Raw genomic sequence first — 14,242 nt, forward strand, 5'->3', positions numbered from 1 at the left:
ATCTACCCATGGCTAATTGGTTAGATCATTCTCGTGGTGATGCCTTGGTTATTGCTAGGTGCGGTTCAACAGCGATAACTTTACATCAATTCAGGTGCGACGTTAGCTCTCTATTTAATAAAATAACGCTATTGCCCAATCAACGCTGGGCATTATGTTTTGAAAATAGCTATTGGTTTAGTGTCGCATTGCTGGCCACTCTGTATTGTCAAAAAACACCGGTTATTTTCGGCCATACACGTGAAGCTGTTCTCAAAGAACAGCGGCATGAATTTGATGGCATGTTAACTGATCAATCACTGAATCTTGATTGCCAGAATATTACCGTAGCTAATCACGCATCTGTTGAGGCTATCTATCAGCCACTACCTGATTGGTTTTCTCATGCTTCATTAATCCTCTTTACCTCTGGCTCGACTGGTGCACCTAAAGCCGTAGTCAAATCTGTTGAGAGTTTAGATATTGAAAGCCGTTGGTTGGCTGAGCAATGGCAGTCTTGCTTCGATAAAAAGCATAATCCATTAATCGTTGCCTCGGTTTCTCATCAACATTTATATGGGCTCACTTTTCGTATCTTTTTACCCCTTTCGCTGGGAATCCCCTTCCAGGCGGAGTTGATAACTTACCATGAGCAGTTGCAATCATTACCTGAATCTTGCTCAGCTATATTTATTAGCAGCCCGGCGTTTTTAAAACGTATAGACACGAAGCTAGCGCCGATTCTATGTCGGCAGATCTTTTCTGCAGGCGGCCCACTCAGTTTTCATGATGCACAATCTAGTCGGGATGCTCTAGGTATCCTGCCAATAGAGATCTATGGTGCTACCGAAACCGGTCTTATTGCTTATCGTCAGCAGTCAGAACAACAGCAAGCTTGGCAGTTTTTTTCAGGGGTAGCTCTGGCTATCAATAACGACAATACTTTCACTGTTTATTCGGACCTTATATCTGAATCAGAGGGGGTGCCGATGAGCGATGTTATTGAGTTATTCGATAACAGGCGAAATTTCTATTTGGTGGGGCGTAAAGATCGGATAGTTAAAATAGAAGAAAAGCGTGTTTCGTTAACAGAAATAGAGCAGCGCCTAATATCACTGCCCGATATTGCCGACGCCACAGTATTGGTCTTAACCCAAAATGAGCGCGTGAATATTGCCGCAGTGGTGGTGCTGACTGATGGTGGGAAAGAAAAGCTTTCCTCGGCAACCATGGCTTCTTTTAATCAGAAATTACGTAGTGAATTACGTCATTGGCTTGAGCCTGCCTCTCTTCCCCGGCGCCTACGTGTAATCGATGTTATTCCCGTTAACCCACAAGGGAAGCGAGATTATGCGCGGTTACAGGAGTTATTTTTATGATGTTGCCTACGGTTATCAGTCAGCAAATAACAGGTGATCACCTCGCGAATATCGATCTCTTATTACCTGCTGATTTATTGTGGTTCAGTGGCCATTTTCCTACTTGCCCGATATTACCGGGTGTCGCACAAATCAATTGGGTGATGCACTACGCCAATCAGCTATTTGGCCCAATGCCAGTGGTGAAAAGCATTGATGTTGTAAAATTTCAGCGCCCTCTGATGCCCGATGACAAAGTGACACTTGTACTGAATTGGGATCGCACCAACCACAAACTGATTTTTAAGTACCTTGCTCACGGCGAGATAACGGCCAGCAGTGGAAAGATTGCCCTATGTCAGTAACCTCTTTTATGCCGTGTGTCGTTATCCCCTGTTTCAATCATGGCCACACCATGGCTGGCGTTTTATCTCAATTGGCGGTTTATCAACTCCCTTGTCTGATTATTGACGATGGTAGTGATATTGATACCGCAAATGAGTTGGCGCGCTTAGCAGAGAAATACCCTTGGGTGGTGTTGGTTACACAACCTGAAAATCGCGGGAAGGGGCATGCGGTACTGAATGGATTGGCTGTCGCGCAAAAATACGGTTATAGCCATGGTCTGCAAGTTGATGCTGATGGCCAGCATCAGTTATCCGATCTGCCGATCATGTTGGCAGAGGCTGAAAAACATCCTCATTGCCTGATTTCAGGGCGGCCGATTTACGACAAGTCAGTGCCGAAGACGAGGCTTTATGGCCGCTATATCACGCATTTCTGGGTATGGGTCGAAACCTTATCTTTATCGCTGAAAGACAGTATGTGCGGCTTTCGGGTTTATCCAATTACTGAGACGCTGGCTTTAGCGGCGCGCCACCCATTGGGTGTACGGATGGATTTTGATACCGAGGTGATGGTGAGATTATATTGGCAAGGGACAGAAAGCCGCTTCCTGCCAACCCGTGTCACTTATCCTGACGATGGTATTTCGCATTTTGATACTTTGCGCGACAATCTGCGCATCTCCTGGATGCACACCCGTTTATTTTTCGGCATGTTGCCGCGCATTCCTGCGCTACTCAAACGTAATCTGCAAAAGTCCGAGCACCATTGGTCCCAGACTCAAGAGCGCAAAGGTTTATGGGGCATGCGTTTGATGTTGCGCAGTTACAAAGCGTTGGGGCGCACCACTTTCAATCTGATGTTATACCCGGTAATTGGCTATTTTTGGCTTACTGGTCATCGTCAGCGGCAGGCATCAAGCCGCTATTTACAGCGCCTCACTGCTTTCGCCGAACAGCGAAATCACCCATTACCCACCTCCCTAAACAGTTTCCGTCATTTCATGCGTTTTGGTGAATCGATGCTCGATAAGCTGGCCAGTTGGCAAGGGGATTTAGTGGTGGGCAGAGATGTGGTTTTGGTGGGGCGTGAGCGCTGTGAAACACAAATTGCCAGCCGCCAAGGGTCACTTATTCTGGCATCGCATCTAGGGGATATAGAATCTTGCCGGGCTTTGGCCGAGTTATCTGTTGGCGTGAAAGTTAATGCATTAGTCTTCACGCATCATGCCGCTCGCTTTAATCAGGTAATGAAGGAGATTAATCCGCATGCGCTTATTAACCTGATTCAAGTGACATCCATAGGGCCTGATACCGCCATTTTATTGCGCCAGAAGCTGGACGCAGGTGAGTGGGTTGCAATTGTTGGTGACCGAACCTCGGTCAGCCCTTATCAACGAGATAACCAACCAAGGGTTATCTGGAGCTCATTTTTAGGTCATCCGGCACCGTTCCCTGTTGGGCCATTCGCATTGGCTGCGGCATTGCGTTGCCCTGTGTTCTTGATGTTTGGTCTAAAACTCGCCGGGCAAGAGAAGCAACCAGCACCTGCGGCCTCTTCCGCTCGGCTGCATGTTTATTTTGAGCCTTTCGCCGATCCACTGCTGTTACCGCGAGCAAATCGCCAGCCCGCTTTGCAACAAGCTGTGGATCGCTATGCTGCGCGTCTGGAGCATTACAGTTTATTAGCGCCGCTTGATTGGTTTAATTTTTATGATTTTTGGCATTTAAACGATGAAAAGCCAAACCAAGGAAATCCGTGAAATGAATTTACCCGATGACCCGCGTTTTACTACCCGGATAGTCCACAGTATCCCTTTCCATGATATCGACCCTATGGGGGTTGTGTGGCACGGCAATTATTTCCGTTACTTTGAAATTGCCCGTGAGGCATTGTTAAACCAAATTGATTATGGCTACCGTGCCATGCAAGCTTCAGGCTATGTTTGGCCAATCGTTGATACAAGAGTGAAATATATTGCACCGCTCGAATTCGAGCTGCGTATTCATATTTGCGCTTCTATTGAAGAGTATGAGAACCGCCTGCGCATCGGTTATCAGATTTATGATGCCAATAGCGGCAAGCGTATGACGACGGGATATACCATTCAGGTCGCTGTTAAGGCATCAACAAAAGAGATGAGTTTTGTGTCACCGCCAGTACTGCTGGAAAAAATGGGTATCACCTTATGAAACCTATTTTGACCGCCATATTATTCTGCCTGTGTATCAGTGCTCACGCGGTGACATTGTCATCATTACAGCAACGATTCAGTGAACAACCGGTATTACGAGCTGAGTTTGAACAGCAGCGCAGTATCAGTGGCATGGACAAGCCCTTGAAATCAAGTGGTAATTTACTGATTTCACGAGAGAAAGGCCTATGGTGGTCACAACAGAAACCTTTTGCTTTGACACTATTGTTAGATGACAAACGTATGGTGCAAACCATGGCGGGCCAACCTTCGCAGGTTATTACGGCCGACAGCAACCCGCAAATGTTCCAGTTTAATCATTTATTAACGGCACTCTTTCATGCTGACACAGCAGTTCTGGAGCAGAATTTCACCTTAACATTTACCGACAGTGGTCAGGAACGCTGGGTATTAATGTTAACGCCGAAAACAACGCCACTCGATAAATTGTTTAAAACCATCACCTTGCATGGGCAATATTTCCTGGAAACAATAGATATCGAAGACATGCAGGGAGATGGAACACACATCCGTTTTTTCAATCAACTAACCGAACCTAAGACACTGAGCCATGCCGAACAGCAGCTTTTTGCGCACTGATTGCCATAGAAAACTGGCTATCGGTTGGTTACTTATCTGTTTGCTCTTGCTGGCGACATTGCTCTGGCTGATTCCCCGTAGCCAGATTAATAGCAGTATCTTGGCGCTACTGCCCAAACAGGAGTTGGCTGGCGTTCCTGCCGAATTGACCGACGGGTTTAGCCAACGTCTTGATCGCCAGTTAGTGTGGCTGGTTAGCCCAGAGAAAGAGACATTGGCTCCAGTAAACTGGTGGCTACAACAGTTGCAGAACATGCCAGCGCTGCATCAAGTCAGTGGTGAAATGACTGCGCAACGCCAACAAGAGTGGGGGACTTTTTTCTTTCAGCACCGCAATGTGCTGCTTGATGATGCTACTCGTCAGCGATTAAGCCAGGGTGGCGATGCTCAAGCGCAGTGGATACTCGGGCAAGCATACTCAGCATTTGCCGGGGTCAGTGGTAAAGAGTTGCAGTATGACCCACTGTTACTGGTGCGTGGCTCACAGCTGGCACAACAACAAAATAGTGGAACACTCAGTCTCAATAAAGGGTGGCTGGTGGCGAAAGATAGCCACGGGCGGCAATGGTATTTGATTCACGGGGAGTTGCGGGCTTCATCTTATGACATGGCCAGTGCGCGTAGCACCGTCGAGTCATTAGCGCTATTAAAACAGCAACTTCAGCAGCGCTGGCCCGGTACTGAAGTGTTGGAGCGCGGTACCATTTTTTACAGTAATTACGCCAGTCAGCAGGCGGAAAGTGATATTTCGACCATTGGTTTGATCTCGATCGCCGGTGTCTTCCTGCTGGTGTTGATTATGTTTAAATCACTATTACCCCTGGGCTTATGTCTTCTATCGATAACTATCGGAGCATTAGCCGGGGCGGTCGCGACATTACTTGTCTTTGGTGAGGTTCACGTGATGACGCTGGTGTTAAGCGCCAGCATCATCGGGATTTCAGCCGATTACACCCTTTATTATCTGACCGACCGCATGGCGCATGGCCGTCAGATAACCCCATTAGAAAGCTTAGCGAAACTCTTTCCCGCGCTCTCTATGGCACTGCTGACCACCGTCATTGCTTACTTAATTTTACTTATTGCCCCTTTCCCCGGTTTACAGCAATTGGCTGTTTTTGCGGCCGCAGGTTTAACCGCAGCTTGCATCACCGTGATGTGCTGGTACCCCATACTGGCTAAAGGATTACCGGTTCGTCCGATCCCCCGTTTAACACTGATTCACTTATGGCTAACGCATTGGCAAAACAACCGCCTGCTGCGATTAGGCCTCCCTACGTTGATTGTTGTTTTGATTATTAGTGGGGTCGCCACCTTACAGGTTAATGATGATATTAGTGAGCTGCAGGCGATGCCGCGTGAATTCCAGCAGCAGGAGCAGCGCATTGCGGCGCTGACCGGGCAGCACAGTGACCAAAAATGGTTCGTGGTTTATGGTGATAATGCCGAGCAGGCATTGCAGCGCCTAGAGCAATTTTCTCCACATCTGTTGCAGGCTAAAAAGTCAGGATGGATTGAGAGCTATCGTGCGTTGCCATTGCCGTCACTATTACGGCAACAGCAAAATCTGGTGTTACTTGAGCAAACTGCGCCGGCTATTATTCAAAAATTACAGCAGGCGGGTATCAGTGTTTCTATGCCAGATATACCTGCAAAGGGGGACGCCAAGATATGGGTGACTCCGTCACTGTGGCTTGATTCTGTGGTGAGTGAGGGTTGGCGACTGCTCTGGCTGACATTACCTGATGGGCGGACCGCTATGTTGGTGCCTGTCAGTGGTGTTAGTAATCCAGGCGCTTTACAGCAGTTGGCCGCGTCGACACCCGGAGTGACTTGGGTTGACAGGAAAACAGAATTCAATGAGCTATTTTCCCTTTACCGCATTTACTTATCATGGCTGCTACTCATTTCTGTTCTTGCTATAGCGGTAGTTTATTGTTGGCGCTTGGGTGTTCGTCGCGGTTTATATTGTGTAACTCCCACATTCCTTTCATTAGGAATGGGGCTGGCGGTGCTTTCCCTTACCGGCCATTCATTGAATCTCTTTTCATTACTGGCATTGATATTGGTGCTGGGTATTGGCATCAATTATACCTTGTTCTTTACCAATCCCCGCGGGACACCAAGCACCTCCATGTTTGCCATTTTTATGGCGGTGTTCACCACGCAACTGACTTTCGGCATGTTGGTATTTAGCCACACTCAAGCTATCAGTAGTTTTGGCATTGTGCTGAGCAGTGGCGTATTTACTGCCTTTCTATTAGCGCCCCTCGCGCTGCCCAAACCCAAAGGAGAGCGTACGTGAGTTATAAACGCAGTGGGGTGTTGTTGATTTTCATCTTATTGATGATGGGATGTGCCAGTTCGCCGGATCAAACCCAACCTAAAGCTTGGCTTAAACCCGGGGTGAGGGTGGGTTTACCGCTACCGCTGCTTGCTGAACCTATCAATCAACAGCAGCTATTGACCGCGACCGCACAGGGCAAGCAGCAATCATTATTAGTGTTACTCAATGCCGATGGGCAGCATTTGACCTTGGTTGGATTATCCCCGCTGGGGATCCGCTTGTTTAAAGTATCCTATGACCCACAAGGCATTCACTTAGAACAGAGCATGAAAATTGTTGGTTTACCTCCAGCAAATCAAGTTCTTGCCGATATTATGCTGAGCTATTGGCCCATTGCGTCATGGCAACCATTATTACCTGCCAATTGGCGGCTGGTGGATGAGGGAGATAAGCGACGGCTCTATGATGACAAAGGCCAAATAGTGACCGAGATTAGCTACCAAATCTCGGGTAGCAGCCGCAAGCCGATAGCCATTGAGCAATTTATATTTCACTACCGCATTACTATCCAGAACGTCGAGGGCTAAAAACTATGGTCTATTTCTCGGCGGTTGGGATGGTTAATGCACTCGGCAATTCAGTGTCTGAGGTGAGTCAGAATCTCAGGGCTGGACAATCCGTGGGAATGGCTCCACAGCAAGGTTGGCTGCTGGGCGATTCGCCTGTTTGGCTGGGCGCTGTTAATGCTGAGTTACCGCCAGTGCCTGAAGCGCTTTCACAGCATAATAGCCGAAATAACCGCCTGTTGCTGGCAGCATTGCAACAGATTCAGTCTGAGGTCTCCGCCTGCATTATTCGCTATGGCGCAGCAAGGGTGGCGGTAATTATGGGGACCAGCACCTCGGGTATTTTTGAAGGTGAGCGGGCGGTCAGAGAGTATCAGCCCGCGACCGGTGAGAACATCGGGCGCTTTCCTGCTGGCTATGATTATCAACAGCAGGAGTTAGGTGACCCCAGCATCTTCCTTGCTCGTCATTTAGGGTTGACCGGGCCGAGCTATACCCTGTCAACCGCGTGCTCTTCCAGTGTGCGGGCGATTATCAGCGGTAAGCGTCTAATAGAAGCAGGAATGGTCGATGCAGCCATCGTCGGTGGCGCAGACAGCCTGTGCCAGATGCCAATCAATGGTTTTCACAGCCTTGAGTCATTGTCGGCTGAGCGCTGCACGCCTTTTGCTGCAGAGCGCAAAGGAATCAATGTTGGTGAGGCGGCGGCGTTAATCCTATTGTCGCGTGAGCCCGCACCGGTGGCACTGCTCGGCGTAGGTGAGTCTTCCGATGCCTGGCATATGTCGGCCCCCCATCCCGAAGGGCGTGGGGCGGAGCATGCCATTAGAATGGCGTTAAGCCAGGCTAAGTTGCAGCCTGACGACGTGGGCTACATTAATCTGCACGGTACGGCGACACGTTTAAATGATCAGATAGAAGCTCAAGTTGTGAATCGGGTTTTTGGTCATCAGACCCCTTGCAGTTCAACTAAACATCTTACCGGACACACTCTGGGGGCGGCCGGAGCCACAGAGGCGGCATTAAGCTGGCTGATGCTACGCCATGACTTACCTTTGCCGATGCAAGATTTCACTCAAAGTACTCAGGACCAGACGTTGGCCGAGATTAATTTGGTCACGGGTCCGGCAGAACTCAAGAAGCCGGTTATTTTGTCTAACTCATTTGCTTTTGGTGGCAATAACGCTTGCTTGATTCTGGGAGCTCACTGATGGCGTATTTAGCTAAAAATTATCTTCCTCATCAATCACCTATGGTGATGTTGGATGAACTTCATTCAGTCGGGGAAGAGGATGCCGAATGCCGCGTGACCTTGAGCAAAGAGGGCGTTCTCGCGCCTTTTCTTGATGCAGATGGCGGCCTGCCAAACTGGTTTGCTATCGAATTAATGGCGCAAACTATTGGAGTATGGCGGGGTTGGCATGGTTTGGAACAGGCAGTGCCACCCTCGATTGGCATGTTGCTTGGTGGGCGGGCTATTAGCTGTGAATTACCCGTATTCCCGGCGGGTAGCGAGCTTCAAATCTGCGTCCATTTAATCTTACAAGATGAAAAAATTGGCAGCTTTGAGTGCAGTATTAGCATCGCCGGGAAGACAGTTGCGCGTGGCAGATTAAATACATATCAACCAGATAGCGAAGAAATAAAAAAACTTACATTGGGGAAGGGTGCATGAAGCGTTCTATTTTAGTCACTGGGGCCAGCAAAGGAATAGGGCGGGCCATTGCACTCCGTCTGGCTGCGGATGGTTTTTTGGTGGTGGTGCATTATCACCGTGATGCTGTTGGTGCCGAGGCGACGCTGGCTCAACTCACTGACGCGGGTGGCGAAGGGCGTCTAATCAGCTTTGATATCAGTGCAAGACAGCAGTGTAAAGAGGTGCTGGAGCACGATATTGCTACTTATGGTGGCTACTATGGCGTGGTAAACAATGCCGGTATTACTCGCGATGGCGCGTTTCCGGCGCTGACAGATGCCGATTGGGACGGCGTGATTCATACCAATCTGGATAGCTTCTATAACGTATTGCACCCTTGCGTAATGCCGATGATCGGCCTGCGTAGCGGAGGGCGTATTATTGCGCTGTCCTCGGTCTCCGGTGTGGTCGGAAATCGCGGCCAAGTCAACTACAGCGCGGCTAAGGCCGGGGTGATTGGTGCATGCAAAGCACTGGCTCTTGAGCTGGCAAAACGAAAAATTACTGTGAACTGTATTGCGCCAGGATTGATTGATACCGGCATGATTAATATGGAACCTATAGCGCTGGAAGAAGCGATGCGGATGATCCCACTGAAACGAATGGGGCAAGCCGAGGAGGTGGCTGGATTAGCCAGTTATCTGATGTCAGATATTGCCGGTTATGTGACTCGCCAGGTGATTTCAATCAATGGAGGAATGATATGAGCAGCAGGATGGTTGCCACCAATAGAGTTGTGATTACCGGGATGAGTGGCGTCACCGCCTTTGGCAATAGCTGGGCTGATATTTCGGCGCGTATCTATGCCGGCCAGAACGCGGTGCAATATATGCCGCAGTGGGAAGAATACCAAGGGCTGAATACACACTTAGGCGCGCCGATTAACGATTTTGTGGTACCGGCCCATTACACCCGTAAACGCATTCGTTCGATGGGGCGAGTTTCATTGTTGGCTACCCGAGCAACTGAGCTGGCGCTTGAGCAAGCTGGGTTGATTGGTGAGGAAGTGCTAACTAACGGTGATACTGGCATTGCCTATGGTTCATCTACCGGTAGCACCAAACCGGTGAGTGAATTTGCCACCATGTTGACCGAAAAGCACACCAACAATATTACCGGCACCACCTATGTACAAATGATGCCCCATACTGCGGCAGTCAATACCGGGCTATTTTTTGGTTTGCGCGGGCGAGTTATCCCGACCTCAAGTGCCTGTACTTCGGGCAGTCAGGCAATCGGTTATGCCTATGAAGCCATTCGTCATGGTTACCAAACCGTGATGGTCGCTGGTGGTGCGGAAGAGTTATGCCCTTCAGAGGCGGCGGTGTTTGATACATTGTTTGCGACCAGCCAACTGAATGATTCACCCAAGTTATCCCCGAGGCCCTTTGATCGTCAGCGCGACGGTTTGGTTATTGGTGAAGGGGCCGGGACGCTGATTCTGGAAGAGTTGGAACATGCCAAAGCGCGTGGAGCCACTATTTATGGCGAAATCATCGGTTTTTACACTAATTGCGATGCCAGCCATATTACTCAGCCACAAAAAGAAACCATGCAAATCTGTATTGAAAGGGCGCTATTGAGCTCTGGCCTGAGTGCGGCTGACATCGGCTATATCAGTGCGCATGGCACGGCGACTGAACGGGGCGATATTGCAGAAAGTCAGGCAACGGCGGCTGTTTTTGGTCATCGGACACCCATTTCCTCTCTGAAAAGTTATTTTGGCCATACACTAGGGGCCTGCGGTGCGCTTGAGGCCTGGATGAGTTTGGAGATGATGAGAGCTGGGCGCTTTGCCCCGACCATCAACCTGACAGAACCGGATCCCGCCTGTGGCGACTTGGATTATCTGATGGGCGAAGGGCGCTATATTGATACTGAGTTCTTCCAGACAAATAATTTCGCCTTTGGCGGCATTAATACTTCATTGGTGATCCGTCGCTGGCCGTGATCGTCATTAACTTCTTCATTGTTGATTTTTTATCAAAAGTATTGTGTTGAATGGTGTGTTTTTAGGCAATAAAACTCTTGGCATAATCACTGCAGATTTTTACCGCGAGCTCAAACAAAAGAGCTCCCGGTAAATAACCCGCTTTTAAACACACATCATTTATTGTCTAACCACGATAAAAAATATTATCTGTTCAAAATGAGGAATTATGATGAGCATACCTGCATTCGGTCTGGGAACGTTTCGCCTTCAAGATCAAGTCGTTATTGATTCTGTTAGTCAAGCTTTGACATTGGGCTATCGCGCAATTGATACAGCCCAAATCTATGAGAATGAAGCCGCAGTGGGCCAGGCTATCGCAGAAAGTGGTATCAAACGTGATGAGTTATTTATCACGACCAAAATCTGGATTGCTAATTTGGCGGCAGGAAAGTTAATTCCTAGCCTGCAAGCAAGCTTGCAGAAGCTGAAAACCGACTATGTGGATTTAACTTTAATTCACTGGCCATCACCTAATGATGAAGTTTCAGTTGCCGAGTTTATGGCTGAATTAGTGCAGGCTAAAGAGTTGGGGCTGACCCGTCAGATTGGTATTTCTAACTTCACGATTGATTTAATGAAGCAGGCCATTGCGGCTGTGGGCGCAGAGGCGATTGCGACTAATCAAATCGAACTCTCTCCACTATTACAAAATCGCAAAGTTGTTAAGTTCGCGCAGGAACACGGCATCGCCATTACCTCTTATATGACATTGGCTTATGGTAAAGCACTGGATGAGCCAATTATTAAGGCTATCGCTGAGAAACATGCAGCAACCCCGGCTCAAGTGATTTTAAGCTGGGCAATGCAGCTGGGCTACAGTGTTATCCCGTCATCTACCAAAGTGGCAAACTTAGCCAGTAACTTGTTGGCTCAGGAATTACAGCTAACTGCGGACGATATGGCCCTGATTGCTACGTTGGATCGTGACGATCGGCTGGTTAGCCCTGATGGTCTGGCACCTAAGTGGGATTAATCCCTGCTTAAATGACGAAGCAAACCACCTCGCAAGGGTGGTTTTTTTATGTTGTAGGGAGGCCCGAAACTAGACGCTCATTGATGAAATCAATAAAACAGCGCAGCCGATTACTGACTGCTTGGTCACTGTAGTACACCGCATTAATTGGCATGGCGACCGGCAAGGTATGCTCCGCCAGTATTGGTACCAAATCCCCACGTTGTAGATCTTGTTGAATCATAAAATCAGATAGACAGGCAATGCCATTACCCTCAAGGCAGAGGCGGCGCTGGGTCTCACCATTATTTGAGGTTAAATCTGATGTTATTTCATAAAGTTGCCCATCAGGCCCGGCGAGCGGCCAACGATTTAACACCGGTAAATCATTAAATCCCAGACAGACATGATGCTGTAGGTCAGCCACCGTTTGTGGTGTGCCATATTGTCTGAGGTAAGCGGGGGAGGCCAGTAGATGGCGATAGCTGGTCATGAGTTTTCTGGCGCGCAAGGTTGAATCCTGCAAAGTGCCCACTCTGATAGCAATATCGACTTTTCGCTCAATAAGATTAATAAAGGTTTCAGATGAGACTAGCGATAAGGTGACTAAAGGATAACGTTGGCGAAATTCAGCCATCAGAGGTGCCACAACATGCAATACCACTGGCGTCGAGGCATCGATGCGCAGCAATCCTTTTGGATTTAATTGGCTGTCTAACAGCTCATTTTCAGCTGTTGCCATGTCGCGCAAAATATTCTGTACTCGGCGAAAATAATGTTCACCTTCTTGCGTCAGATTGATTTGCCGTGTGGTGCGGTTAAGCAGTGTGACACCCAGCTTACCTTCCAATCTTTTTACTGTTCGACTCACTACCGAATTGGCTTGTTCAAGCTGCTCCGCCGCACGGCTGAAACTGCCGCACTCCACCACGGTGACGAAAGTAATCAACTCATCTGAGTTTGCTTTCATTATTGCTACTCCAGCAAAAATATTTTGATATTTTGAGCATTTTTGTCATTTAAACATAGGTCCATAATCTCCGCTATCAAATTGACCCGTTTTAATTGAATTGAATTTCTGGAGTAAATAATGCCACTCGCTTTACTGGCGCTGACCATCAGTGCATTCGCTATTGGTACCACGGAGTTTGTCATTGTTGGATTGGTGCCGACAATTGCCGAACAATTAGGGGTTTCTGTCCCCTCCGCTGGTTTGTTAGTTTCAATTTATGCACTCGGGGTTGCTATCGGTGCTCCGGTGCTAACCGCATTAACCGGGCGAATTCCACGTAAAATGCTATTGATTGGCCTGATGGTGTTATTCACCTTAGGTAACTTATTAGCTTGGCAATCCCCCGGCTATGAATCATTGGTAATCGCCCGTTTATTAACCGGTCTGGCCCATGGGGTGTTCTTCTCTATCGGCTCGACGATTGCCACCAGTCTGGTACCTAAAGAGAAAGCAGCCTCAGCGATAGCCATTATGTTTGGTGGCCTGACGGTGGCATTAGTGACCGGAGTTCCACTAGGAACATTTATTGGGCAGCATTTCGGCTGGCGAGAAACCTTCCTTGCGGTATCACTGATTGGTGTGGTCGCAACTATCGCCAGTGCCATTTTGGTGCCCAATAATATTCCCCAACAAGTTTCAGCCAGTATAAAACAGCAATTGCAGGTGCTGACTCACCCGCGTTTACTGCTGATTTATGCGATTACTGCATTAGGGTATGGCGGCTTCTTCACCATGTTTACTTTCCTGGCCCCAGTGATGCAGGAGCTGTCCGGCTTCTCGCCCGCCGCAGTGAGCTGGATTTTACTGGCATACGGTGTCTCAGTTGCCATTGGTAATATATGGGGAGGTAAACTGGCCGACCGCCACGGTGCAGTGCCTGCGCTGAGTTTTATCTTTACTGCACTGGCTGCTCTGTTATTTGTTTTCCAATTTAGTGCCAGCCACAGTATTGCCTCATTGATTACCTTACTGGTCATGGGTATTTTTGCTTTCGGTAATGTCCCTGGCTTGCAAGTCTATGTGGTGCAAAAGGCGCAAGAGTATACGCCACATGCGGTTGATGTTGCTTCCGGCTTGAATATCGCGGCATTCAACGTAGGCATTGCATTAGGTTCAATTATTGGTGGTCAGGCGGTGACTCGGGTTGGATTGGCACAAACGCCGTGGATTGGTGGCGTGATTGTTATCGGCGCATTATTGCTGGTGACATTGAGCGGCAAGCTCGACAAAAAGTCCCTGCGCCCAGTGGCGACAAGCTAG

The 14,242-nt window shown here is 48.5% G+C and carries 14 protein-coding genes; 13 read left to right on the plus strand and 1 reads right to left on the minus strand.

All coding sequences use genetic code 11. From position 1 onward, the window contains the following. The first annotated feature begins 8 nt into the window (after positions 1–8). The 12 genes from N0H69_RS08075 to dkgB all read left to right on the plus strand — a co-directional run bounded on the left by N0H69_RS08075 (position 9) and on the right by dkgB (position 11,991). Entirely contained in the window at positions 9–1,358 is a 1,350-nt protein-coding gene (locus tag N0H69_RS08075; protein ID WP_172665452.1) for an AMP-binding protein, read from the plus strand. Then, positions 1,355–1,702: an ApeI family dehydratase gene (locus tag N0H69_RS08080; RefSeq protein ID WP_050123095.1), complete on the plus strand. Its 348-nt coding sequence runs from the start codon at positions 1,355–1,357 to the stop codon at positions 1,700–1,702. Before N0H69_RS08075 ends, N0H69_RS08080 begins: the two co-directional genes overlap by 4 nt. Continuing rightward, entirely contained in the window at positions 1,693–3,444 is a 1,752-nt protein-coding gene (locus N0H69_RS08085; RefSeq protein WP_050151753.1) for a glycosyltransferase family 2 protein, read from the plus strand. The genes N0H69_RS08080 and N0H69_RS08085 overlap by 10 nt, the downstream gene beginning before the upstream one ends. A gap of 1 nt (position 3,445) precedes the next feature. After that, entirely contained in the window at positions 3,446–3,874 is a 429-nt protein-coding gene (locus N0H69_RS08090; RefSeq protein WP_050151755.1) for an acyl-CoA thioesterase, read from the plus strand. After that, the gene (locus N0H69_RS08095; protein ID WP_050123091.1) at positions 3,871–4,476 is read left to right on the plus strand and encodes a LolA family protein; all 606 of its coding nucleotides are present in this window, start codon (positions 3,871–3,873) and stop codon (positions 4,474–4,476) included. Before N0H69_RS08090 ends, N0H69_RS08095 begins: the two co-directional genes overlap by 4 nt. Continuing rightward, entirely contained in the window at positions 4,448–6,781 is a 2,334-nt protein-coding gene (locus N0H69_RS08100; protein WP_050151756.1) for an MMPL family transporter, read from the plus strand. The genes N0H69_RS08095 and N0H69_RS08100 overlap by 29 nt, the downstream gene beginning before the upstream one ends. Positions 6,782–6,822: 41 nt before the next feature. Continuing rightward, positions 6,823–7,350, plus strand: a complete 528-nt coding sequence (locus N0H69_RS08105; protein ID WP_050146296.1) for a DUF3261 domain-containing protein — start codon at positions 6,823–6,825, stop codon at positions 7,348–7,350. Between the two features lie 5 nt (positions 7,351–7,355). After that, positions 7,356–8,540 carry a beta-ketoacyl-[acyl-carrier-protein] synthase family protein gene (locus N0H69_RS08110; protein WP_050151757.1) on the plus strand — a complete coding sequence of 395 codons (1,185 nt, stop codon included), beginning with the start codon at positions 7,356–7,358 and terminating at the stop codon, positions 8,538–8,540. After that, entirely contained in the window at positions 8,540–9,004 is a 465-nt protein-coding gene (locus tag N0H69_RS08115; protein WP_050151758.1) for a hotdog family protein, read from the plus strand. Before N0H69_RS08110 ends, N0H69_RS08115 begins: the two co-directional genes overlap by 1 nt. Further along, positions 9,001–9,732 carry a 3-ketoacyl-ACP reductase FabG2 gene (locus N0H69_RS08120; RefSeq protein ID WP_050108324.1) on the plus strand — a complete coding sequence of 244 codons (732 nt, stop codon included), beginning with the start codon at positions 9,001–9,003 and terminating at the stop codon, positions 9,730–9,732. The genes N0H69_RS08115 and N0H69_RS08120 overlap by 4 nt, the downstream gene beginning before the upstream one ends. An 8-nt stretch (positions 9,733–9,740) precedes the next feature. After that, on the plus strand, positions 9,741–10,976 hold the full coding sequence (locus N0H69_RS08125; RefSeq protein ID WP_172665455.1) for a beta-ketoacyl-ACP synthase: 1,236 nt from the start codon (positions 9,741–9,743) through the stop codon (positions 10,974–10,976). Between the two features lie 211 nt (positions 10,977–11,187). Continuing rightward, complete coding sequence (gene dkgB, locus N0H69_RS08130) at positions 11,188–11,991, plus strand: 2,5-didehydrogluconate reductase DkgB (RefSeq protein ID WP_050108322.1); 804 nt, start codon at positions 11,188–11,190, stop codon at positions 11,989–11,991. Positions 11,992–12,037: 46 nt separating this feature from the next. Here the strand turns inward: dkgB and yafC are convergent, their stop codons facing one another. After that, positions 12,038–12,940 (minus strand): DNA-binding transcriptional regulator YafC, encoded by a 903-nt coding sequence (yafC, locus tag N0H69_RS08135; protein WP_050151759.1) that lies wholly within the window; start codon positions 12,938–12,940, stop codon positions 12,038–12,040. A gap of 120 nt (positions 12,941–13,060) precedes the next feature. On the opposite strand from yafC, the gene N0H69_RS08140 reads away from it, so the two are divergent. Further along, on the plus strand, positions 13,061–14,242 hold the full coding sequence (locus N0H69_RS08140; protein ID WP_050108319.1) for an MFS transporter: 1,182 nt from the start codon (positions 13,061–13,063) through the stop codon (positions 14,240–14,242).

This window comes from Yersinia alsatica, from assembly GCF_025133195.1.
GTDB lineage: Bacteria > Pseudomonadota > Gammaproteobacteria > Enterobacterales > Enterobacteriaceae > Yersinia > Yersinia alsatica.

What these genes read in the sequence shown, in the direction of transcription:
- N0H69_RS08075 (WP_172665452.1), top strand. Translation starts at nt 9, where the DNA reads ATGGCTAATTGGTTAGATCATTCTCGTGGTGATGCCTTGGTTATTGCT.
- N0H69_RS08085 (WP_050151753.1), top strand. Translation starts at nt 1,693, where the DNA reads ATGTCAGTAACCTCTTTTATGCCGTGTGTCGTTATCCCCTGTTTCAAT.
- N0H69_RS08140 (WP_050108319.1), top strand. Translation starts at nt 13,061, where the DNA reads ATGCCACTCGCTTTACTGGCGCTGACCATCAGTGCATTCGCTATTGGT.
- N0H69_RS08095 (WP_050123091.1), top strand. Translation starts at nt 3,871, where the DNA reads ATGAAACCTATTTTGACCGCCATATTATTCTGCCTGTGTATCAGTGCT.
- yafC (WP_050151759.1), bottom strand. Translation starts at nt 12,940, where the DNA reads ATGAAAGCAAACTCAGATGAGTTGATTACTTTCGTCACCGTGGTGGAG.
- N0H69_RS08115 (WP_050151758.1), top strand. Translation starts at nt 8,540, where the DNA reads ATGGCGTATTTAGCTAAAAATTATCTTCCTCATCAATCACCTATGGTG.
- N0H69_RS08120 (WP_050108324.1), top strand. Translation starts at nt 9,001, where the DNA reads ATGAAGCGTTCTATTTTAGTCACTGGGGCCAGCAAAGGAATAGGGCGG.
- N0H69_RS08105 (WP_050146296.1), top strand. Translation starts at nt 6,823, where the DNA reads ATGATGGGATGTGCCAGTTCGCCGGATCAAACCCAACCTAAAGCTTGG.
- N0H69_RS08100 (WP_050151756.1), top strand. Translation starts at nt 4,448, where the DNA reads ATGCCGAACAGCAGCTTTTTGCGCACTGATTGCCATAGAAAACTGGCT.
- N0H69_RS08110 (WP_050151757.1), top strand. Translation starts at nt 7,356, where the DNA reads ATGGTCTATTTCTCGGCGGTTGGGATGGTTAATGCACTCGGCAATTCA.
- N0H69_RS08090 (WP_050151755.1), top strand. Translation starts at nt 3,446, where the DNA reads ATGAATTTACCCGATGACCCGCGTTTTACTACCCGGATAGTCCACAGT.
- N0H69_RS08125 (WP_172665455.1), top strand. Translation starts at nt 9,741, where the DNA reads ATGGTTGCCACCAATAGAGTTGTGATTACCGGGATGAGTGGCGTCACC.
- dkgB (WP_050108322.1), top strand. Translation starts at nt 11,188, where the DNA reads ATGAGCATACCTGCATTCGGTCTGGGAACGTTTCGCCTTCAAGATCAA.
- N0H69_RS08080 (WP_050123095.1), top strand. Translation starts at nt 1,355, where the DNA reads ATGATGTTGCCTACGGTTATCAGTCAGCAAATAACAGGTGATCACCTC.